Consider the following 18539-nt stretch of genomic DNA (forward strand, 5'->3'; position numbering starts at 1 on the left):
TCAGCTCGCCAGCCTCACGTTGTAGCGCGTACAAAACGCCGCTTGCGCCTTGGTCGGGGCCAGATCCTGCCAGCCGACCAACTCAACTCGGGCAACGCCGGCAACGTGCAACTGTGCGTCAACAGCGGAGCGGGCGACCTCGACGCCCAAGCGCTTGCGTGGATTGATCCAGCCTGCCAAGCGGTTTTTGGCCTCGGCCAAACTGGCATCCGCTTCCGGCCCAGCGCTGGCCATGTGCAAGATGGCGTCAATCTCGTAACGGATCACCTCTGCGCTCTGCACAGTCACGCGATCACCCACCGGACGGACGTCATCGTCATTCAGAGCAGCGGCCACCGTTGCCAGCAGCTCCGGCGGCGCTTCGCCTTCCCCGTCCAACCCCAGCACCGTGACCGTGACGTAACAGGGCGCCGGGCTTTCAGCCGTGGCATCTGCCACTAGCCCAGAGGCGTTACGCGCATGCAGGATGTAGCTGTTACGCGGGCCGGCCGTGGTCAAGCCCTCATAGGCCAGCTGGATGCGTTCGCGAAACGGATCATCGTCTTCCATGACCTTGGGCACCGGTGGCACTGCCAGCAGATCCTCGGCCTGAATGACCAGGCGCTTCAGATTGACGTTTGCGCCCAAGTGATCGAGATCGCCGCGTATGGCATGCGCCAGTAAAAGCGCCTTGCCGGCATCATTGACTCGGGCGCGGTTGCCGACCTTGTTGTAAGCCCCGACCTCAAGCACTTTGACCACTGGGTCGCTTTCCAGCGCGGCCGTCCAGTTGCCGCCCATGTACCCGCGAAACACGCTCAGCCCGTCCTGATAAACCTCTTCGAAGTCCAGAGGCTCCAGCACGGTCGGGGCCGGCAGCGAAGACAGATCTACGGTACTCATGCGGCCACCTCCAACGTGACGCTGTCGCCTAGGTACTTCCCGACGATCTGCAAATTGATTTGCCCGCCAATGACGGAAATGACGCGCACCTGATCCAACTTCAAACGCGGCTCCCAGCGCCCAAGCGCGCGGGCAACCTCAGCCTGTACGGCACTTTTCCAGCCTTCGTTGATGGGCAAATCGACAAACCGCCGTAGCTTGCTGCCGTACTCCATACGGTGCCGGCGACTGCCCAGCGGCGTGCTCAAGATGTCGGCAATGGATTGGCGCAAGTGCTCGATGCCGGATATGGGTAGGCCGGTGTGGCGATCCATTCCGATCATCGATGTCACTCCTTGATCGGCTCGTATTCTTCGCTGGCTTTCAGGAACTTGACCGCTTCGATGTCGGAGGCCGGCACCACGACCGTTGCCTTGTCGACCGGATAGGAACGGTCAGTGCCGGGGACGATCAACAGTCGCGACGTGTAGAGCTTGTCGCGGTATTTCAAGAGTTCGGGCGATGAGAACGGTGAGGATGCAATTGCCAGTTCCGAGGACGCTTGCACCTCGGTGACGGTCGTATCGATCTTGGCCATCTGTTTCTCCAGGCATGAAAAAGCCCGCACTGGGCGGGCTGTCGTGAATGAATTAATGCGTGTGGTGATTACTGTTGCCGGTGGCGTCAATGATCGCGCCGGCGCTGGTGATGCCCTTAGTAACGTGTAGCGCACCGTCGATCATCACCGCCGCTTTCAGATTGATGTTGCCGGTAGTCACGCTCACGGCCGCATCGGTTACGACCGCTTCGGTGCTGGCCACTTTGATGGTGACCGTACCGCTCGGCAGGGTGATGCTGTAGCTCTTGGCCTGCCAGTCGTAGATCAGCGAGCCGCCGTCATCAAAACGCCAGACCTCGACGTGGTCGCGATTATCTGGAGGCGGTCCGGCATTGCCATACAGGCCCGGGACAAAGGTGCCTTGCGACACGTCACCGCTGGGACTGATCAAACTGCCCTGCTCGCCCAAAGACGGCGCCCGCCAGTGCCTGGCCTTGCCCGCCGCGATGCTGTGCCACCGCACCCAAGCGCTGACCCATTCACTGCCGTCCGACACGCGACATACCGGCGGCGAAGCGGACAGATCCACCGCGACCACGTAGCAAGCCTTTACCGCCCCCGCGATCATGCGGTCATGCTGGGCGCTTGCGTAACTCACGGTAGATCCTCAGGCCTGAATGGCCCGTCACCAGGCTCAACATCAAACACCAACGTTCCCGGCGGTTCGTCCGACCATGGCCATTCCTCAACGCCGAGATAAACCTGCTGAGTCCACTCCACCAGCCAAACGGTGTATCCATCCAGGTGCGGCTGGGTCCAGTCCTGCAGCGATTGCACAAACTCGGCAGGCTCAACTGCTAGCCCCCATGTTTGCCCACGCAGCAGCACCGCCAGCTGAGTCGCTAATTGCACGGCCTGTTGATGATGGTGCGGCTTGATTGGGTCGACGATGATGCGGGCCTCGAACTTGAAGATGAGCGAGGTTTCGCCGGTACCGATATCGGTACCCGGCTCGATCTCGGCCACCTCCAAGAACACCGCTGGCAGCAACACGCGATCCTTAATGTCTGGCCAGGCTGTGACGGCCTGCACGCCAGGCAAGTGGGTACGCAAATGCTGTTCTACCGCCCGATAAAGCTGGTCCAAGCTGAAGGGTTTGTCAGACATTACCGATCCTCTTGAGGTATTTCTGCAGCTCAAAGTTGAGTTCCTGTTTGAGGATCTCCAGCAGACGCTCATCCGCCCTTTTGACCCAGCTGTCGAAGTGCGGCCGGGCTTGCTCCAGCGATACCTTAGCCTTGGCCAGCGGGAAACGACTGCCGTTTTCGGCGACCCAACCCGAACTCGGCCCGCGACCAGGTGACACCGTGCTGTCGGGGTAGTCGTCCGCGTTGAAATGCTTGCTGGCTGTGCGGATCCAGATGTCGGGCTTGTTGCCGTAGACCTTCTTGAGGAAAGCCCCTTGGTAACGCCGCCCCGCTACTGACACGCCGCTGCCGCTTTGTCGCGCCCGGCCGATCCGGCTGGACTCGATGGCGTTCAAACCGAACCATAGTTTGCCGCTCGCAGCCCCGCCGGAAACTGGATAGCTGCGCAACCGCTGACGCACCGCCGCAACAGCAATGCGCTCCGACCGGCTGACCGCTCGGGCGATGTGCGTGCGCAACCAGCCCAACGTCTTGTTGATCGCGCGCCGATGCGCCGCAGCAGCCGCTTTCGGTACCACCTTGGCAAAGTCCTGGAACGCCTGAAAGTCTGTGGCCGAAGACTGGATAGAGATCATCCCGCCCCCGGCCGAGGGTTTGAAATAGCTGCCGACACTCATGGGCGCAACCTCAGAATCAGAGCGACCAGGCCATCGCCGCTTGGCTCGAGCTGGATCAGGTCGTAGTCGCCGCCGCCATCCAGGGCAGGCAGGTCAACGCTGACCAGCATGCCCTGCTGCAGACCTTGCGAATCGCTGACACGGATCTCGAAGCGCGGCTCGCGTAACCCGGTGTTGAGCTTGCCGAACTTGGGTTGCAGCCAGGGCGCGGCGAACATGCCGAACACTGGCTCTTCGCGACCCTCGATTCGCGCCGTATCGCCCAGCGTTTCGAACACCACCGCGTCGACCTCGGCGATCAGATCGCGAAAGCCCATGGTCAGAGTTCCAGCGTGATCTGGGCTCGCGGCCGGGTGCACAGGTGCAGCGGGTTGGATTGAGCTTCACCGGCCATGCCTTTGTTGAAGGGCAGCGGCTCAATCATGCTGTAGTAAGGGATTCCCTGAGTGTTGACCGTTTCCATGTAGTCCGCCGGAGCGAACACCGAGATATATAGATCAGGCACACCCTCAGGAACTAGTAAGGCTTTGTCGTCGTGGACAAAGGACACACCGGCCACCTTGCCACGGTAGCGCTCCCAGATGATGCCGCCGAACTCGAAGCTCTCACGGGCATCACCACGCAGGGCTGCTGCCTGCTGGCTGTTGAGGTAGGTCTCTTTGACCGACTTGTGAACGATCAGCTTGTTCCAGAAATTCTTGCCGCAGAAGGCGCGAGAACCGGTGCTGGTCACACTGCCGAGCGCGTCTTCCTGCATGTCCAGCGCTTCACCGCATTTGACCCGCAGCTCCGTGCCCGCATCCGTGAGTCCCATGGAGAGTCTCTGACGGTCCACACCGAAGCGGTCGTAGAGGTCGAGCAGTACGGTCTTGCCATCGGCGTCGAGGATCTGGCCATTCAGTGCGCCCATACGCTGGAACTCGTGCGTGGCGTCCAACTGGCGCCGCGCCTTAGCCAGGCGCGCATTCACCACGTCCTGTACCGCCTGCAGTTCAGTGCGAGTGCCGAAGGCACGGATGCCTTGGATCTCATCCGCCTTGATGGTGAAGCGCTCCGGCAGGTGCACGGTGTTGAACGGGATCAGGTTGCGCTTGCTCGCAGCAACCACCAAGCCAGAACCACCGCGCTCACCGGCCGGCACCAGTGCCAAGGTGTCACCGTCCTTTTCAATCTGCACGGTCAGGGTGGTAATGCCTTCCTCGCGGAACAGCCCCAAGGCGCTGATGCGGCCCGGCAGGTAGGGTTGATCATTGAGTGCAGCGGTCAGCGAGGTAACGGTAAACGCTTCGTCGTCAAAAATGGCGATATCGGCCATGGGTACTCTCCAGAAACGAAAAATCCCGCACGCGGCGGGATGCAAAAATAAAGAGGGAAACGCTTTAGCGGACGATCAGCGAATGTGCGGCCAAGGCTTTCTCGGCAGCCAGATCGAGGCCGGTCAAGTGCGCTTCGCTGACCTCGGCCAACCGCACCATGGCGCGACCGCGACGCACCACGTCGGATTCGCCCAGCGGGCCGTAGAGAATGGCGACAGCGTTTTCAGTGCCGTCCTCTGCCGTTGGGTTGTACGGTGCGAATTCGCCGGTTGCGGTTACAAGCCCGAGAATTTGTCCAGGCCACAATGCTGGACCCGCCGCTACATTGATCGCTTCGCGCGAGATCGTGCCGGCGCCCTCGGACAGCAGGAATTCACCTGCGTGCATCGGTTCCTGTTTGATGGTCATGCTCGTGCTCCTTTCGCGCCGTGCGCGGTTCCAGTTTGAGCCGCTTGGCGAGCAGCCCAAATCGAGTTGGGGTCAGGTTGTTTGGCCAGCACCTTGGGTGCCGGGTCGTCCGCCAGCGGCAGACTGTTGTCAATTTCAAAGCCCTTACCGCTGGTGACAATCTTGTCGAACAGACGCGCCCGCACCGCCGCCGCATCCAGACCGGCCGCGACATACTCGGCGCTGAATTCCGGCAGCCGCGCGGCGACGCAGAGGTCGTTCACCGCCTTGGCGCGAGCCAGACCGGCGAGAACGATTTCCTCGCTTTCGAGCTGGGTAGAATTGAGCAGCGGCTCGATCAGATTGCTGATGCCCGCCGCCGTGCAACGCTGACTAATCATCAATGCCAATTTGGCCGAGTCCACTACAGGCGGCACCAGCGGCGGATCGACAGGTTCAAGTTCGGGATCCGGTTCAGGCGGCTCGTCGAGCTGGGCCACCAACTCAACCGGAGCGTGCTGGAACCGTTGCAACACCGCGCCTTGACCGAGGCATGCGTTGACTTTGATGCCGTCTCCGACTTCGTCTGCAAGACCAAGAGCCACCGCTTCGTTAGCAGTCAGCCAGGTTTCGGCATCAACCATCCGCCGCAGCTCGGCGTCTTCGATGTCGGGCGCCTTGGCCTTATAGGCCGCAATGATCGCCTCCAAGGTTTGATCCAATACATCAGCGACCCGACGGAAGTCCTCAGCGCCACCGCCTGCATAGGTGTATGGGTTGTGAATCATCAACATGGCGTTCGCCGCGATGACTACGCGGTGTGCACCGCACACGGCGACGCTGGCAGCACTGGCAGCGAGCGCATCGATTCGTCCGGTGCAGCGCTCGCCCAGACGCGACAGCGCGTTATGCATGGCCAGACCGTCAAACAGGTCACCGCCGATACTGTTGAACGCGGCGATCACCGGGGACACACCATCATCCATGGCGCGCAGATCCTGCACGAACTGATTGGCTGTGATGCCCCACGCGCCGATCTCGCCATAGACGAAAACCTCGATCACTCGCTCGATGGCCTCTCCGCTGGCCTGCAGGGCGTACCAGGTCTTGTCCTGAACCTCGACGCGTTTGCCCGCGCGGTTGTAAATGCGCGGTCGCGCTTGTTTGCTCATGGTTGCTCCTTGTCGTCGTTGTCTTCGACGGCATCAAGGGTGTTGTAGTTGAGGCCCAGTTTTGAGGCCCGTGCCAGATCGGCGGCGTTTTCCAGATCGACCGTTTCGGCGTCGTAGCCGGTGCGCAGGACCATCTCGCTGCGGGAAGAAAACCCGGCCTGTACTTCCATCCGGCGTGCCTGCACGTCCTGTACTGGCTGGATATAGGCCCAGCCTTGTGGAACCCAGCGAGTACGCAGGTACTTGCGGCGTTTCTGTGCGTAATCGTCGAGCGCCAGAACGCCAGACAGCACCGCCATGTCCATCCACGCAGCCCGTACAGGACGGCAAAGTTGGTGCACGTACACGCTGAATTGCAGTTGCTCCAGACGGCGCCGAAATTCGTTGAGCACCACCCGAAGCGCCCGGTCGTTGATACCGCGCATGTCTCCGGTGAGGATCTCGTAAGGCGTGCCCGACCCCGCTGCAGCAGCCATCAGTTGTTGCCGCATGAAGTCCGGGTAGTTGTTGCCAGCGTCTGGCGGTTTGGAGAACTCCACCTCCTCACCCGCGCCCAGTTCCTGCATGGTGCCGGGTTCGAGCGCAACCATCGGCGTGAAGCCATCGCGGTCCAGATCAAGCGGCTGACCGGTCACCGGATCTCTGGGAAGTGGTCCCGAGTCCGGCGCTGGCCGCTTGATGAAACCGGCGAACAGATTGGCCACCTCTTGGCGGAACAACACTGCGTCGTCGTAGTTGTCGAGACTGCGCAGGCGCTTGAGCACCGGCGATAATCGCGGCACACCGCGCAACTGGCCCGGCTCGACCGGTTCGAAGATGTGCAGCACCTGGGCGGCGGGCACGCGGACCAATTGGTTGTAGCCGGCGTTCAGCGAGGCTGCGTCGCGTGGGTGCGACAGGTACATCCAGTACGCCACTCGCTTGCCGCCGGGAGTGAACTCGATGCCGGCGCGGATGACGTTGCCGTTTTTGGTGGTCTCGAATTTGTCGTGCGGCACAAATTCCGGTGCGAGGATCTGCAGCTGCAGCGGAACTGCTAAACCTTCATCCAGACCGCGTGGACGCAGCCGTACGAAGCATTCGCCCGAGGTTTCCACCGTGCGCGCCACCAGCGCCTGCTGGCCGTAGAAGTCGGTGCGATCATCCGCGTCCGACTCATCAACCCAATCCACCCACAGCTCCTGCAGCAGCTTGCGCAAAGCATCATCGTCGGTTGTAGGTCGAGGGGTGATGCCCGTGCCGATCAGGTTGCTGACGCGCTTGTCGATGACGTTGAAGGCGTAAGGATCATTGCGAACCGCCGCCCGGGAGCGCGACCGCAGGTTGCGCAGTGCCGGCGTGTTGATGCTGTTGATCCCGTTGTCGGGAGCGTCCCAGCCAGCGGAGCGGCGCCCTTCTCCAGCGCCTTCGTAGCTCGCCTTGATGTTGGAAGGCAGGACAAACCCGTTGCGGGTCAACGTTGGGAAGTGTCGGGCCATCAGACCCCCTTCCCTGCGTGGTACAGCCGGACCACACGTGAGCGTGGCCCGGCGGCGCTGGCAAGTGACGAGCGTATTTCCTCGCGAGCCTTGAGCAACTCATCGACCGTGCGGTACTCCACGGTACGGTCGGTGTAGCGCACAGTTTTCTCACCGCGCGCAATGGCCGCCTCAACCGCGTCGAGGTGCTTTTTTGTAAAGGACATATCAGCGTCTCTTCAGATAGCCGCTGGCAGAGCTGCGGCGGTGAGGGGGGGCTGCCGGTCGCGTTTGTGAAACCGGTGCAGCGGGTGGTGGTGCGGGTTGGGCTTGGCGCACAGCAGCGGGCGCCGGTGTTTGCTCAGCATCAGGTCGCTCGCCCTGAACTGGCTTGATGACGTCATCGAACAAGCCGGACTGGGCCAGTGCTTGTCGCACCCTGTCCCAATCGTGTTCTTGGTAGCGATTGATGCCGAGGTAATGCGCCATCGCCAGGCAGTACACCATCAGGTCGAGCGCTTCGTTGCGCTCAGCCTTGCCCTTCACCCACTCGATGCGCTTGTGTCCGCGCACGTATCGCACGACTTTGCGCTCGGCGACGCACTGGGCGAAGAATTCGTCCGGCAGGTCGTTGGCAAAGTGCAGCGATCCAGGACCGTCCGGGAATGGATAGCGGTTGTAGATCCAGTCTTTGGCGGTGTCGGTGCCGACGAACCACAGCTCGGCGCCGTTGCGTTCGGTCTGGCCCTTCCACGTCACGTCAACCATGGACGGGCGCTGTGCAATCACCGGTCGGCCCGGCTTGCTCGCGCCCTTGATGGCGAAGATGTTGCGCCAGCGACGGACGCGGCAGAACTGGTAGACCTCATCGGTGTGATGACCGCCGGAGTCGACACCCACGGCGAGAATCGCCAGACCCACACCGCAGGGATGTCGGTAACGAGCCTTGAGTTTCTCGTCCAGCACCGCCCAGGTGCGTTCGTCTGCCGGGTCGCCCCAGATGATTTGGTGATCAACCACCCAGCGCTCCATGCCGACACCGAAGCCCATCACCATCAACTCCAGACGGTTGGCCTGAACGTCGACAGCGCCGGTCAGCATCAGCACGCCCAGCGGCATAGCGCCGAGGGTGTAGGTTTCCTGACGAGCCCGAGCGATTAACACTTCAGCCTTGGTCTGTTCGAGCGAGCTGTCCCATACTTTGGCCAGACGGGTGTTGTAGAACACCTGCATAAGGCTGGTATCGCCCTGCGCCTGAGCTTTTTTCGCGTCTTCAAACTCGATGGCGAGCGATGTCCAGTCCATCCAACCGGTCGGCGAATACAGGGCGCTGAGATGAAAGCCAACCGTCTTGCCGTCGCCGGTGCCATGCGCACGCCACTCTCCTCGGGCGAGCATGTCGCTTTTGTGGTGCTCTTCGATCAGCACATCACAGTCCAGGCCGGACGCCGCGCACTTGTAATGCACGACGCTGAAATCGGCCGAATACAGTAGGTTTTCCCACTCAAGCACCTGCATGTGCCCACAATGCGGACATGGCACGTAGTAGTGACGCTGATCGCTGGACTCGAACAGATCGGCGATTCGCGAGGCGCCCTTGATAGTCGGCGAGCTGGAAAAGTAAATCTTCGCATTGCGGCCGAAGTTGGTTGCACGCGTCTCCGCCAGCCTGATGGGATCACCCTCCTGGCCGACGTCGTTCTCCCAGCGATCGACTTCGTCGCCGTAGATATAGCGTGCCGACAGCTCCGATAGGTTGGCTGCAGAACCGGCGGTGGTGACGTACAGCGAGCCACCCTCGAACTCCTTGGTGTCCATGGTGTTGCGTGCGTCCCGCGAACGGGTGGCCGCGACCCGCTCGCGCAGCACGGGAGTGGCTTTGATGGTCTTGCTGATCCGCCCCGACACCCGCTTGGACAGGCCGAGGCTAGGCAACAGCGCCAGGATGTTCGACGGCGCCATGTGAATCAGGCCGCCCATCCAATTGAGCGCGATCTGGGTTTTCATCAACTGCGAAGCCACCATGGTGACCACGCGTCTGCAGGGATGGGCCGGCGACAGGCAACGCATCGGCTCGCGAGCATAGGGTGTCCGCGACGTGCGGTACTGGCCGGGCTCAGGGGCACCGGTGTCACGCGGGATTCGCATGTACTCGTCGGCCCATTCATCAATCCATAGATCGGGGTCGGGACGCAGCCCACGGAAGTAGTTCTCACGGTACACCTGTGCACCGTCAGAAAATTCCGTGTGCATAGGTTCAGTTCACTGTTAAGGCATGATCAAGGTCCGCTGAAGAGAGGCGCTCGGCTTCCTCCAGCGTTCGACGGATTGTCGCGGTGAGATGTTTTTCGATTTGCCAAGGATCCGTCATTGCCGCGAGGTCGTAGGACAGCTGAGGTAGCGGTCCGAACAACTGGTCACGCAACAACCGGCCGGCGTCATAGGCGCCAGTCTCGACTGCCTCTCTCGATACCAAAGAGCCTTGCGCCTTGCCCAGCTCGATCTCGGCCAACTTGGCCATGTTGTGTTCGCGCAGTGCACGGGATTTCTGGTAGTCGGGGTGTTTGCCGTCGCTAGGCATCAGCTGCGGCGGCGCAGCCGTGGAAGTCGGCGCCGTGAGGGGTGATAGTTGGCTGTAAACGTCACGTTGAATCCGGTCTTGCTGGTGACGGTCGGCGACCGCGGCCTTGCTGGGGTCGCTGGTTTTATCGAGTAGCGCCTCAGTGGCTTCCAAGTCGATCTTGCCATTTTCGGTAAGTACCAGCCGATCCTGACTCGCCAATTTCGAAACATAGGATTTGGCCCAGCCGCGCCGGGCCGCAAACTCCGTTTTACTGATGATCGTCATGGTTAATTCTCCAGTTCACCCGCGAGTTCACCGCCAGTTCACCTGTTCACCTCAGTTCACTAAGCTGGTGAACCGTCCGCTAACACAGTCCCGCGGGTTTCCGACCCCGTACCCTCCGAATAACCCCAGGGTCCCCGGCGGTTTCAGGCTGGTCCGCCGCCATTCGGCGGGACATCGCACACGCCAAGCCGCTTGGCAGCCCAGCGTTCGTACAAGCCGATGGCAACATCTGCACCGGCCATTGCCGTGAGACAACCCAAGGCGCCCGCCGTCCAGAGCGACATGCCCGCCGCGATCATCAGCATCATTGCCGAGACTCCGCAGACAATGCAGGCACCGGATCGAAGCGCAAGCCGACGCATCAGCGCCCAGCCACGGGCACCATCCTTGTCTGCTCGCCACATCTCACCGGATACGCCGCCGACCAGAGCCAGGACGATCACCAACCAGATCGGCATTTCTGCCAGCGCTTGCTGCTCATTTGTCATGTTGTGCCTCAAGTGAAGGAGCATGCCGAACACAAAAAAGAAAACCCCGCCGGAGGGCAGGGTTTTCAATGTCGCGGCATACGCCAGGACGAAGTGCACAGCACGTGCTCGGGGAAGCGCCAAGGCGCAGAATCCATATCGTGGGGACTTTTTACCCCCTGAGTACGGAACCGAAAAGGGGGCATTTTCGGTTATCCAACTTGACGCGACTTTGACGCAACTTTGAGGAGACTTTGAGGTAAAGCGCCCCGACCAACGGTAAGCCACTTACGTGCGTCCTTGCGCTCGGCCAGCACCTCAAACAGTCGGACATGAAGACGGTGCACAAGATCGTAGTAGGTTTGCTTCGCCTTTGAGACGTAGCCCAGCTCGTGCATCTGCGCTGCCCATGTCGGTGCAGGGTCAAAGCCGTAACGCATAACTGCCAACTGTTGCAGCCTTTCACCCCGACCATCTTGCCGGGCAATCTCGGAAAGGGCGGCACCAATTTCCTGCGCAATTGCATCTGGACCCGCACCACCGCCGAGAAGGATCCGAGATCCGGGTGTGCCCCGCGGCGCACAACCGCCCCACTCCATGATCGTCGCCATCGGGCTACCCATGCCTCCCGCTTCACCGGCGTGTCGGCATTGCTCGCCCCAATGTTTCAGCAACAACTCCATCGCCTCAATCATTGCCCTGCCCCCGTAAAACCCAATCCAACACAGAAAAACCGCAACCCGACACAAACCCAACACAGATAAATCCCTTTAAATTCAATGCTTCAATCAAACTTGAGTTGAGTGTGTTGGGTTTGTTGGGTTTATCAGTCTTCGCATAAGAAAAAATTCGTTCCGTTGAATTCGTTGCATAGAACGTCGTGCACGCGCGTGCGCGACACAAAACCCAACACACCCCACACAACACCCGCGAAGGCATGTAATTCGGGCACTCAACTTGTGTGGGGTATTCAAAATCAACCCGACACACACTCAACACACCCAACACACTTTTGAAAATAGTCATGCCGCAAGCGCCTTGATGTGATCCCAGCTGTCCACGTGCCAGCCCGCCAGCTTGGCCTTCGCCCGCCAGTTCTCTACCTGCTTGCCCAGCTCTGCCGCCTTGAGTGATGGGGGCGGGGAAGCATCTAGATCCACAGGAAAGAAAAACGCGCCGAAGCGACGGTTATTGCCGTCGGTCCAGGGTATCGCCCGCGTTTTATCCACCTCGGAACTGATAAATAGAGAGAACTTGGTCTGACTCATCACGTGCTCTTTGTTGCGCTGGCACCATTCGAGAAACAACGAATAGAGGTCGGTCGATAGACACGGTCCCCAAAGCCCATGACCCAGCTCGCTGTACTTCCACAGATGCAAGAAGGTTTGCCAGCCGGCCCGACTCAAGGCCACCAAACGCTCACGCGCCTCGGTCGATGGCGGCCGCGTGCGCTGGTTGAAGTCCCCTAGATCGACCGACAGTAACCAACCGTAGAGTGCCGCGACCCCACCCTGCTCCAGTTCACGACCAATCGCCTTTTGCCGTGCGACTGGCAGAGTCTCCATAGGCCACATGACTAGCATTCGTCGATCACTGTCGCTGATTGGCCAGGGAAGAATCTCGTTGCTGAGAAACACCGCATTCATATGGTTGGCTTCTTCCCAGCCATTAATGAATTTCGACTCCATCCGCACCGTTTTACCAGTGATCAAGTGCTTGATCTTGCCCACCTGGTTATAACGTTGATCGCGACTGACGACCTCTTCAAAGACCGACCACAATTTGCGGCTTTGCCACGCGTTGAAACTGCTTTCCAACTGCGTCTGACCAACAGTCGCCGCGTATTGGCCATAAAGCATGCCGAGCGCGTCAGCGAACAACAGGCTCTTGCCCGAACCCTCCATAATCGAATGCATCAACACAGCGGTGTCCATCTTGGCGCCCAAGTGCTGCAGCGGATACGCCAGCCAGCGAGTTAGCCAATCGGTTGCCGCTTCATCATGGTTACAAAGAAATGAGATCAGCCAACGCAGGTTGGCACACGCTGCATCATCCCTGACTGGCTCAAGCGGCAACCCGTCAAAGGTGTTGATGTACACCGCAGGATCCTTCGTCATGGTCGGATCAAACACGATGTGTTCAACATCGACGGTGCGGCGCTCGCTGCTGTTCAGCCACAGCGGGTAAGTGTCACCCAGCGCCATCTTCACCGCGCCCTCGGCTATGCGCCGCTTCTTTTCGCGATCCCAAACGTCTTTGGTGCCATCGATGTAAACGTAGCGATCGGTTGGAGACATCCCGAATGCACCGCCTTTCTTCCCAGCCATGCGGCGCGCCTGCTCGATCTCGCGAACATGATCGTCAGAAATCAGCCTCTTTGCGGTGTCGTCCAACCAGGCTTTGGCCAGTGGCTTGCCCACACGAGCTTCGAAGGCGGACTTCTTCATTACCTTCGATTGGTCGCAATCCCAGACGTGCGTGGTGCCCTCGACCAACGCGAAACGACGCAGAATGTGGTCCAACGTTATGACCTCCCCCGCTCCCCCGTCAGGAGCAGGAGCGGCCTCGCGGGACGGGCATGTTTCGTCGGAGATCGGCCCGCTCAATTCACCGGATGGGGTGGGGGGAAGATCATTCGGATCTGGACGGGCGGCGTGTTGCATGCCCAACATTCGCGCAGCATCCTTCACAGCCTTCGACTGGTCGCCACCGTGCTCGAGTAAGCAGAACACTTCAAAGGCGTCGTTCTGATGCCCGTTCGCGAGAGGGTCAGCACCGTGGTGCGAATAAACCTTGTCCTCAGTGATCGTCACCCCTGGCAGACCGGTGCTGCTTTGAGGGTAAAGCCACTTATTGCCTCGCTTGATGTATCCATGGGCACGAAGAAGCTCCGCAACATCGTGACAACGGTTGAATTCATCAATTACTGAGGGCCGTTTGCCGCCACCGAGTACAGGACGCTTTTTGGCTTTGACCGGTGCCTCCGGTGGCGCAACCGCCCATGGACACGCAGCTTCAGCATCTCGCTTAAAAAACTCCCAATTCTGCCAAATGGTAAGCAACTCGTTGGTCAGCGTCGGCAGCCCGTCAGTAGCACTTGGAGCGGTTTTCCAGATGTAAGGTTTGCCGGTACCGGGATGAATCGAGGGTGGAAATACGTCTTGCACCAATCCCGCACGTAGTTCAAAGACCGTGAAGCGTTTGAACGGCTCGGCTTCGGTTCGTGCAGCAGCTTCTGCGGCAAAATCACCCTGCTCTTTCGCAGCCTTGGCCTTGTCCATAAATCCTTTGAAAATCGAACCGTCCGGGTCTTTTTCATTCGGCCATGAAAGTGAATGACGCGTGAGTTCGATACCTTCCGGCACCTTGAACACTACCCGGAATCGCAGCGGATTCCCGACGATAGTCGGGAACACTACTGCCATCGCATCAAGGTCGAGGCCCAACAGTTCATACAGCACATGTCGCGTCCATTGAGCGTCATCAACATCCAATGAACAAACGCGGCTCGGCCCCAGCACGACACCAAGGTTGTGATTTGGGTTTCGTTGCCAAAACGCCTCGGCCGTGTCGGCGTCGGTGATATAGCCCCCGGGCTTATTCCACCCCAGGCCTTTCGGAGCCTTTTCACCTGGATCAATCGATACGAGTGCCAAGTCGAAAGTACTGATGTAACGCTTTGCCCATGTAGCGATGGCTGTTCCTTTGCCCGATTCACTCATCGCCGGGCCTCCCGCAACTCCTGACAAGAGACGCAGGTCTCGCAACCTTCAACCTTCTGCTGTCGAAGCAACGGGATTGGTTCGTCGCAGTCGTCACAGAACTGCGCGCTAACGCGGCTCGATGGCACGCGGCGACTGCGATGAATAGCAACATCAAGCAGGTATTGCGCCTGCTCGTTTGCGCGGTCGATATCATCAGCCATTGATGCGATCCTCCATCGCCTGACGAGCGCCCGCCATGATTCCAAGGACTTCGCGGATCACATCCATTCCGTGCTTTTCTAGATCCACGACTTCATGAAGCTCCCAGACGTTATCCGCCGCGCCGTCGTGCATCTTGGCCACGAATTCACCGGTTTCCCCGAGTAGCTTACCAACCGCTTTCAAGGCATCACGGGTTGCCGGAACGGCCACGGGCCGGTACCAAACCGCACCTGCTGGACGCATCAATGCATCCAGCAAGCGTGGATCCGCGGTCAGCCTGATCACTTCCTCAAGCTCATCTGGATTCAGCCATCGGCGTTCTTCATCGAGCTTGAGTTTCTTCTGGAGGGTGTCGTTGTCCAACACCATTTCAAAGGCAAGGGCGGTAATTCCGCCCTTGTAGTCACGACCAGCGCGATAAATCGCTTGGCGTAGTGGCAGGACCGGACCAGCGTCCGGCAAAAGATCTGTGCGACTCATAACCGTAAATCCCCTGTTTACGGTGTAGCCATAGCCCAGGGCAAACCCTATCCTATGACCACGACCGATGTGCATGTGCTGTGTGTCGTCGTAGTCGGGCTGGGGGATTCTTTGGTGAGAGGCCCCAGCTCGACACCCTTTAAGCGGCCCTGGCCTTGCGGCGCGATCCGATAGGACGAATCTCTACCGCTGTACAGGTCCCTTTCTCATCAACCCGAACTCGAATATCTCGAGCTGAATTGAGCATTTGAGAGACAGCGCTTTGCGATACCCCGATCAGTAAAGCTAGCTCGGGTTGAGTCTTACCCTCTGCGAAATCTCCCAAGGGAATTCCTATTTCGTTTGCCATCCACGTTTCCTCGAATGGGCGTTGCGGCATGCATATTAGTAACACTTCTTTTAAACAGCAAGAAAAATAGACGTATTACTGTTTTGATAAAATAAGTCTTCCTTATAAATTGGGATGCATGACCACTTCGATACCCTTCTCTGCCGACGACGAGACCCGAAAAGCCGAAGCCATGCGCTTGAAGGCTATTTATCAGGACCGCAAAAGGCATGATCCCTCCCTGACCCAGGACAAAATCGCCGATCTGTGCGAATGGGCTGGGCAAAGCGTTGTTAGCCAATACCTAAATGGCCGAATCCCTCTCAACATAGGAGCGCTGATCAAATTTTCGAATGTCTTGGGCTTTTCGCTTGAAGAGGTAAGTCCACGTCTCGCTGCTCTCGCCGAAATGCCCCGCCTGCGGCATTCACAGGGCGGCAATGAACGCTCAAGAACCCCCGACTGGGAGATGCATCAGATTGAAGTGTGGGATGACGAGACCCCGCTTGGGCCCGATGAAGTAGAGCTGCCATTCTTTAAGGAAGTGGAATTGTCTGCGGGTAATGGATCTCAGGTTAGGCTTGAAACAAACGGACGTAAGCTTCGCTTCGGGAAACGAACTCTCAAGAGAAAAAGCATCGATCCTGCTTCTGCGGGTTGCGCTCCAGTGACTGGAAACAGCATGGAGCCAGTCCTTCCGGATGGCAGCACCGTGGGTGTAGACACCGCGAATACAGTCGTGCAGGACGGTAAAATGTACGCCATTGATCATGACGGACAGTTGCGCGTGAAGCTTCTCTATCGATTGCCAGGCTCAGGTTTGCGCCTACGGAGCTACAACACCGAGGAACACCCGGACGAACGCTACGATGGCGACTACGTCCAACAGCACATTCGCATCATCGGTAAGGTTTTCTGGTACTCGGTAATGCTTTAAGAGATCTCTCCCCAAAGGCCCGCAAGGGCCTTTTTTTTCGATTATTAGTTTTATTTCCTAAATTTTATAAGTGATACTGTTGACAAACTAAATCAGTAACACTAATTTTGCATCGGAATCCACCTCTCACCAAAGAGATCAGCCCATGCAAATCACACAGCAAAGCGACACCCGCTGCCCTGTTTACCTGCACCCCTCCGCATGCAGCAGTCGCGCCGCAGTTGAAGACCTACAGCTTCGCACGGGGCTTATCGTCATCAGCAACCCCAAGGGCCGTACCGCCGCTATCAAACCAGTCATTCTCGCTAACGTATCCGAAGCCAATGCCGGGCCGCTCGGAGACGATGCGGCATGAGTAACTATCTCATCCCCCTCACTAAACAAGACCTGTTGCATCACATGCTCCAGGTTGGTGGAGCTGCCGTGTGCCCTCTTCAACGACCAGAGCAAGTCATCTATGCAAGCTTTGATGTAGAGCTCACCGACAACACCGCAGTCATCAATGTTGACCTGGGCGGCCACACCGGCGAACTGACCCTCAAGCGGTCGGACCGAGCCAATCACCTGCACCTGCGGGATTTCATCCAGGACATTGCGAACGGCCGAATTGAAGCAGCTCAACCCGCGCCACCCGAGCAGTCCGGCCGACTGGCGCAAATTGATCGAGCACTTGCGGACTCGGAAGCATTGCTTGCCCGCGTTCGCAAACTGATCGCTGCTTGAGGACTGCGCCATGAATCGCACCCTGGACGAAACAGCCGCATTGCTCGGATTCAAGCCCCGCGCCTTCCGCACCAGGTTGCGCGAGCTGGGCATTCTCAACAGCAGTGGCGATCTAGCCAGCCAGCACCGTGATCGCGGCTATCTATATTCGGATCCGCGCAGCACCCTGATTCCGTCTCTAAACAAGTGCCGTCATTACTCCGTGGTGATGGTGAAGGAAGAAGGGATCGAATGGCTGGCCAAGAAGCTAGGAATCATCAATACCAAAAAGGACGCCGCGGCATGACAACCAACTACCTCAATGCCTACACGCAAGCCCTCGGCGCCCTGAAGCTGATCCCGATCTACTTGAACTGCCCGGGGGTAGTCAGCCGCGCAACCCTCGTTGGCGCCTCGACGGAAGCCATCCAATTAATGGAAAGCATGCCAGTACTGAGCACCGAGTTGGCCGAGGTATTTCGCTGCGTCAACAACGTGATCCTTGACGGGCAAGTCGCCTACGTTACGCCGACCAACTCGCCCGAGTTCCCATTCGGCGCGGTGGTGGCTGACGCCAAGGGCAACATCTGCGCGGCTGCCATGGGCAAAAGTAAAGAGGGCCTCGCCGAGCTGATTCGCCTCAAGTTGCTGCGCCCATCGGAGGGGTACGGGGAGAACGCAGAGTGAGCAACACACTAGAGCAATTGCGACGTCAGTTCGCTACTCCATGTCCGACCTTGGCAGCAGTTCGGGAACAGTACTTCGCACACATTCGCACCGACCGCTACCTACTGGCCGAGATCAAGGCAGGTCGTATCGCGCTGGTCGTGAAGCGTCTGCACGGCTCTGCTCGCGCACAACGAGTGGTGTATCTGCACGACCTAGCCGAATTCCTTGACGCCCAAGCGGCGAAGCATGCGGCTTGATGCCGATGGTCATTCAATTTTCTCTCAATCAGACGATAAACAGGAGGCTGCATGAACACGCTTTTTTTACTTATGGCTCAATACGACGGACAAGCAGTTATTCCGCTGAATCGTCTCTGTGCTGACTACATGGGATTAACGGTAGAGAAGTTCAAAGCCAAACAGCTCAGCGGCGAAATAAAAATACCCATTGTGCGGCTAGGCCCCAACACTCAAAAAGCAGCATTAGGGGTACATTTAAAAGACCTAGCAGAATACATAGACCGACAAAGAGAACGTGCGATATGCGAAATAGAAAAATTAAATAAAAATTAATTAGCGCCTGTCTAGCAGCACTAGACAGGCAGC

28 protein-coding genes are annotated in these 18539 nt (G+C 58.7%); 7 read left to right on the forward strand and 21 right to left on the reverse strand.

Annotated features, from left to right (window positions below; all coding sequences use genetic code 11):
* The 21 genes from OC605_RS01090 to OC605_RS28075 form a co-directional block, all read right to left on the reverse strand.
* Entirely contained in the window at nucleotides 1–882 is an 882-nt protein-coding gene (locus tag OC605_RS01090) for a baseplate J/gp47 family protein (RefSeq protein WP_262136086.1), read from the reverse strand.
* A complete protein-coding gene (locus tag OC605_RS01095) occupies nucleotides 879–1205 on the reverse strand; it encodes a GPW/gp25 family protein (RefSeq protein ID WP_122505839.1) in 327 nt (108 codons plus the stop codon). The genes OC605_RS01090 and OC605_RS01095 overlap by 4 nt, the downstream gene beginning before the upstream one ends.
* A 5-nt stretch (nucleotides 1206–1210) precedes the next feature.
* On the reverse strand, nucleotides 1211–1459 hold the full coding sequence (locus tag OC605_RS01100; RefSeq protein WP_262136087.1) for a hypothetical protein: 249 nt from the start codon (nucleotides 1457–1459) through the stop codon (nucleotides 1211–1213).
* 52 nt (nucleotides 1460–1511) lie between these two features.
* A complete protein-coding gene (locus OC605_RS01105) occupies nucleotides 1512–2078 on the reverse strand; it encodes a phage baseplate assembly protein V (protein WP_262136088.1) in 567 nt (188 codons plus the stop codon).
* Nucleotides 2075–2587 (reverse strand): hypothetical protein, encoded by a 513-nt coding sequence (locus tag OC605_RS01110; RefSeq protein ID WP_262136089.1) that lies wholly within the window; start codon nucleotides 2585–2587, stop codon nucleotides 2075–2077. The genes OC605_RS01105 and OC605_RS01110 overlap by 4 nt, the downstream gene beginning before the upstream one ends.
* The gene (locus tag OC605_RS01115) at nucleotides 2580–3245 is read right to left on the reverse strand and encodes a hypothetical protein (protein ID WP_262136090.1); all 666 of its coding nucleotides are present in this window, start codon (nucleotides 3243–3245) and stop codon (nucleotides 2580–2582) included. Before OC605_RS01115 ends, OC605_RS01110 begins: the two co-directional genes overlap by 8 nt.
* Entirely contained in the window at nucleotides 3242–3562 is a 321-nt protein-coding gene (locus OC605_RS01120; RefSeq protein ID WP_130910911.1) for a hypothetical protein, read from the reverse strand. Before OC605_RS01120 ends, OC605_RS01115 begins: the two co-directional genes overlap by 4 nt.
* A 2-nt stretch (nucleotides 3563–3564) precedes the next feature.
* Nucleotides 3565–4560 carry a major capsid protein gene (locus tag OC605_RS01125; protein ID WP_262136091.1) on the reverse strand — a complete coding sequence of 332 codons (996 nt, stop codon included), beginning with the start codon at nucleotides 4558–4560 and terminating at the stop codon, nucleotides 3565–3567.
* A gap of 64 nt (nucleotides 4561–4624) precedes the next feature.
* Nucleotides 4625–4969, reverse strand: coding sequence for a head decoration protein (locus tag OC605_RS01130; protein ID WP_262136092.1), 345 nt, complete (start codon nucleotides 4967–4969; stop codon nucleotides 4625–4627).
* Complete coding sequence (locus tag OC605_RS01135) at nucleotides 4966–6120, reverse strand: head maturation protease, ClpP-related (protein WP_262136093.1); 1155 nt, start codon at nucleotides 6118–6120, stop codon at nucleotides 4966–4968. The genes OC605_RS01130 and OC605_RS01135 overlap by 4 nt, the downstream gene beginning before the upstream one ends.
* A complete protein-coding gene (locus OC605_RS01140; protein WP_262136094.1) occupies nucleotides 6117–7598 on the reverse strand; it encodes a phage portal protein in 1482 nt (493 codons plus the stop codon). Before OC605_RS01140 ends, OC605_RS01135 begins: the two co-directional genes overlap by 4 nt.
* Nucleotides 7598–7804: a phage head-tail joining protein gene (locus OC605_RS01145; RefSeq protein WP_008087653.1), complete on the reverse strand. Its 207-nt coding sequence runs from the start codon at nucleotides 7802–7804 to the stop codon at nucleotides 7598–7600. The genes OC605_RS01140 and OC605_RS01145 overlap by 1 nt, the downstream gene beginning before the upstream one ends.
* 1 nt (nucleotide 7805) lies before the next feature.
* Nucleotides 7806–9830, reverse strand: a complete 2025-nt coding sequence (locus tag OC605_RS01150) for a phage terminase large subunit family protein (protein ID WP_262136095.1) — start codon at nucleotides 9828–9830, stop codon at nucleotides 7806–7808.
* Between the two features lie 4 nt (nucleotides 9831–9834).
* Nucleotides 9835–10425 carry a terminase small subunit gene (locus tag OC605_RS01155; RefSeq protein ID WP_262136096.1) on the reverse strand — a complete coding sequence of 197 codons (591 nt, stop codon included), beginning with the start codon at nucleotides 10423–10425 and terminating at the stop codon, nucleotides 9835–9837.
* A 143-nt stretch (nucleotides 10426–10568) separates the two neighbouring features.
* Entirely contained in the window at nucleotides 10569–10913 is a 345-nt protein-coding gene (locus OC605_RS01160; protein ID WP_034156347.1) for a phage holin family protein, read from the reverse strand.
* A gap of 191 nt (nucleotides 10914–11104) precedes the next feature.
* Nucleotides 11105–11587, reverse strand: coding sequence for a hypothetical protein (locus OC605_RS01165; protein WP_262136097.1), 483 nt, complete (start codon nucleotides 11585–11587; stop codon nucleotides 11105–11107).
* On the reverse strand, nucleotides 11580–11918 hold the full coding sequence (locus tag OC605_RS01170) for a hypothetical protein (protein WP_262136098.1): 339 nt from the start codon (nucleotides 11916–11918) through the stop codon (nucleotides 11580–11582). Before OC605_RS01170 ends, OC605_RS01165 begins: the two co-directional genes overlap by 8 nt.
* Nucleotides 11915–14614 (reverse strand): bifunctional DNA primase/polymerase, encoded by a 2700-nt coding sequence (locus OC605_RS01175; protein ID WP_262136099.1) that lies wholly within the window; start codon nucleotides 14612–14614, stop codon nucleotides 11915–11917. Before OC605_RS01175 ends, OC605_RS01170 begins: the two co-directional genes overlap by 4 nt.
* Nucleotides 14611–14817 (reverse strand): TraR/DksA C4-type zinc finger protein, encoded by a 207-nt coding sequence (locus OC605_RS01180; RefSeq protein ID WP_101158491.1) that lies wholly within the window; start codon nucleotides 14815–14817, stop codon nucleotides 14611–14613. The genes OC605_RS01175 and OC605_RS01180 overlap by 4 nt, the downstream gene beginning before the upstream one ends.
* Complete coding sequence (locus OC605_RS01185) at nucleotides 14810–15298, reverse strand: phage regulatory CII family protein (protein ID WP_034156300.1); 489 nt, start codon at nucleotides 15296–15298, stop codon at nucleotides 14810–14812. Before OC605_RS01185 ends, OC605_RS01180 begins: the two co-directional genes overlap by 8 nt.
* Before the next feature lie 139 nt (nucleotides 15299–15437).
* Complete coding sequence (locus OC605_RS28075; protein WP_410055970.1) at nucleotides 15438–15677, reverse strand: Cro/CI family transcriptional regulator; 240 nt, start codon at nucleotides 15675–15677, stop codon at nucleotides 15438–15440.
* 88 nt (nucleotides 15678–15765) lie between these two features.
* Here OC605_RS28075 and OC605_RS01190 point away from each other — a divergent pair, with 88 nt between their 5' ends.
* The 7 genes from OC605_RS01190 to OC605_RS01220 all read left to right on the forward strand — a co-directional run bounded on the left by OC605_RS01190 (nucleotide 15766) and on the right by OC605_RS01220 (nucleotide 18506).
* Complete coding sequence (locus tag OC605_RS01190) at nucleotides 15766–16563, forward strand: helix-turn-helix transcriptional regulator (RefSeq protein ID WP_262136100.1); 798 nt, start codon at nucleotides 15766–15768, stop codon at nucleotides 16561–16563.
* A 145-nt stretch (nucleotides 16564–16708) separates the two neighbouring features.
* Nucleotides 16709–16918 (forward strand): hypothetical protein, encoded by a 210-nt coding sequence (locus OC605_RS01195; RefSeq protein WP_262136101.1) that lies wholly within the window; start codon nucleotides 16709–16711, stop codon nucleotides 16916–16918.
* Entirely contained in the window at nucleotides 16915–17286 is a 372-nt protein-coding gene (locus OC605_RS01200) for a hypothetical protein (protein WP_262136102.1), read from the forward strand. The genes OC605_RS01195 and OC605_RS01200 overlap by 4 nt, the downstream gene beginning before the upstream one ends.
* Nucleotides 17287–17296: 10 nt before the next feature.
* Entirely contained in the window at nucleotides 17297–17572 is a 276-nt protein-coding gene (locus OC605_RS01205; protein ID WP_262136103.1) for a phage antirepressor KilAC domain-containing protein, read from the forward strand.
* Nucleotides 17569–17952: a hypothetical protein gene (locus OC605_RS01210; protein ID WP_262136104.1), complete on the forward strand. Its 384-nt coding sequence runs from the start codon at nucleotides 17569–17571 to the stop codon at nucleotides 17950–17952. The genes OC605_RS01205 and OC605_RS01210 overlap by 4 nt, the downstream gene beginning before the upstream one ends.
* On the forward strand, nucleotides 17949–18191 hold the full coding sequence (locus OC605_RS01215; protein ID WP_262136105.1) for a pyocin activator PrtN family protein: 243 nt from the start codon (nucleotides 17949–17951) through the stop codon (nucleotides 18189–18191). The genes OC605_RS01210 and OC605_RS01215 overlap by 4 nt, the downstream gene beginning before the upstream one ends.
* 51 nt (nucleotides 18192–18242) lie before the next feature.
* Complete coding sequence (locus OC605_RS01220; RefSeq protein WP_262136106.1) at nucleotides 18243–18506, forward strand: pyocin activator PrtN family protein; 264 nt, start codon at nucleotides 18243–18245, stop codon at nucleotides 18504–18506.
* Nucleotides 18507–18539 lie beyond the last annotated feature (33 nt).

The sequence above is a fragment of the Pseudomonas sp. Marseille-Q5117 genome (assembly GCF_946901175.1).
Classification (GTDB): domain Bacteria; phylum Pseudomonadota; class Gammaproteobacteria; order Pseudomonadales; family Pseudomonadaceae; genus Aquipseudomonas; species Aquipseudomonas iranensis.

Excerpts from the sequence above, each read along its gene's own strand:
- OC605_RS01160 (WP_034156347.1), bottom strand. The coding sequence starts at position 10,913 with ATGACAAATGAGCAGCAAGCGCTGGCAGAAATGCCGATCTGGTTGGTG.
- OC605_RS01190 (WP_262136100.1), top strand. The coding sequence starts at position 15,766 with ATGACCACTTCGATACCCTTCTCTGCCGACGACGAGACCCGAAAAGCC.
- OC605_RS01115 (WP_262136090.1), bottom strand. The coding sequence starts at position 3,245 with ATGAGTGTCGGCAGCTATTTCAAACCCTCGGCCGGGGGCGGGATGATC.
- OC605_RS01200 (WP_262136102.1), top strand. The coding sequence starts at position 16,915 with ATGAGTAACTATCTCATCCCCCTCACTAAACAAGACCTGTTGCATCAC.
- OC605_RS01135 (WP_262136093.1), bottom strand. The coding sequence starts at position 6,120 with ATGAGCAAACAAGCGCGACCGCGCATTTACAACCGCGCGGGCAAACGC.
- OC605_RS01165 (WP_262136097.1), bottom strand. The coding sequence starts at position 11,587 with ATGATTGAGGCGATGGAGTTGTTGCTGAAACATTGGGGCGAGCAATGC.
- OC605_RS01150 (WP_262136095.1), bottom strand. The coding sequence starts at position 9,830 with ATGCACACGGAATTTTCTGACGGTGCACAGGTGTACCGTGAGAACTAC.
- OC605_RS01220 (WP_262136106.1), top strand. The coding sequence starts at position 18,243 with ATGAACACGCTTTTTTTACTTATGGCTCAATACGACGGACAAGCAGTT.
- OC605_RS01155 (WP_262136096.1), bottom strand. The coding sequence starts at position 10,425 with ATGACGATCATCAGTAAAACGGAGTTTGCGGCCCGGCGCGGCTGGGCC.
- OC605_RS01145 (WP_008087653.1), bottom strand. The coding sequence starts at position 7,804 with ATGTCCTTTACAAAAAAGCACCTCGACGCGGTTGAGGCGGCCATTGCG.
- OC605_RS01125 (WP_262136091.1), bottom strand. The coding sequence starts at position 4,560 with ATGGCCGATATCGCCATTTTTGACGACGAAGCGTTTACCGTTACCTCG.
- OC605_RS01195 (WP_262136101.1), top strand. The coding sequence starts at position 16,709 with ATGCAAATCACACAGCAAAGCGACACCCGCTGCCCTGTTTACCTGCAC.
- OC605_RS28075 (WP_410055970.1), bottom strand. The coding sequence starts at position 15,677 with ATGCCGCAACGCCCATTCGAGGAAACGTGGATGGCAAACGAAATAGGA.
- OC605_RS01120 (WP_130910911.1), bottom strand. The coding sequence starts at position 3,562 with ATGGGCTTTCGCGATCTGATCGCCGAGGTCGACGCGGTGGTGTTCGAA.
- OC605_RS01140 (WP_262136094.1), bottom strand. The coding sequence starts at position 7,598 with ATGGCCCGACACTTCCCAACGTTGACCCGCAACGGGTTTGTCCTGCCT.
- OC605_RS01210 (WP_262136104.1), top strand. The coding sequence starts at position 17,569 with ATGACAACCAACTACCTCAATGCCTACACGCAAGCCCTCGGCGCCCTG.
- OC605_RS01185 (WP_034156300.1), bottom strand. The coding sequence starts at position 15,298 with ATGAGTCGCACAGATCTTTTGCCGGACGCTGGTCCGGTCCTGCCACTA.
- OC605_RS01110 (WP_262136089.1), bottom strand. The coding sequence starts at position 2,587 with ATGTCTGACAAACCCTTCAGCTTGGACCAGCTTTATCGGGCGGTAGAA.
- OC605_RS01180 (WP_101158491.1), bottom strand. The coding sequence starts at position 14,817 with ATGGCTGATGATATCGACCGCGCAAACGAGCAGGCGCAATACCTGCTT.
- OC605_RS01170 (WP_262136098.1), bottom strand. The coding sequence starts at position 11,918 with ATGACTATTTTCAAAAGTGTGTTGGGTGTGTTGAGTGTGTGTCGGGTT.
- OC605_RS01090 (WP_262136086.1), bottom strand. The coding sequence starts at position 882 with ATGAGTACCGTAGATCTGTCTTCGCTGCCGGCCCCGACCGTGCTGGAG.
- OC605_RS01175 (WP_262136099.1), bottom strand. The coding sequence starts at position 14,614 with ATGAGTGAATCGGGCAAAGGAACAGCCATCGCTACATGGGCAAAGCGT.
- OC605_RS01205 (WP_262136103.1), top strand. The coding sequence starts at position 17,297 with ATGAATCGCACCCTGGACGAAACAGCCGCATTGCTCGGATTCAAGCCC.
- OC605_RS01100 (WP_262136087.1), bottom strand. The coding sequence starts at position 1,459 with ATGGCCAAGATCGATACGACCGTCACCGAGGTGCAAGCGTCCTCGGAA.
- OC605_RS01095 (WP_122505839.1), bottom strand. The coding sequence starts at position 1,205 with ATGATCGGAATGGATCGCCACACCGGCCTACCCATATCCGGCATCGAG.
- OC605_RS01130 (WP_262136092.1), bottom strand. The coding sequence starts at position 4,969 with ATGACCATCAAACAGGAACCGATGCACGCAGGTGAATTCCTGCTGTCC.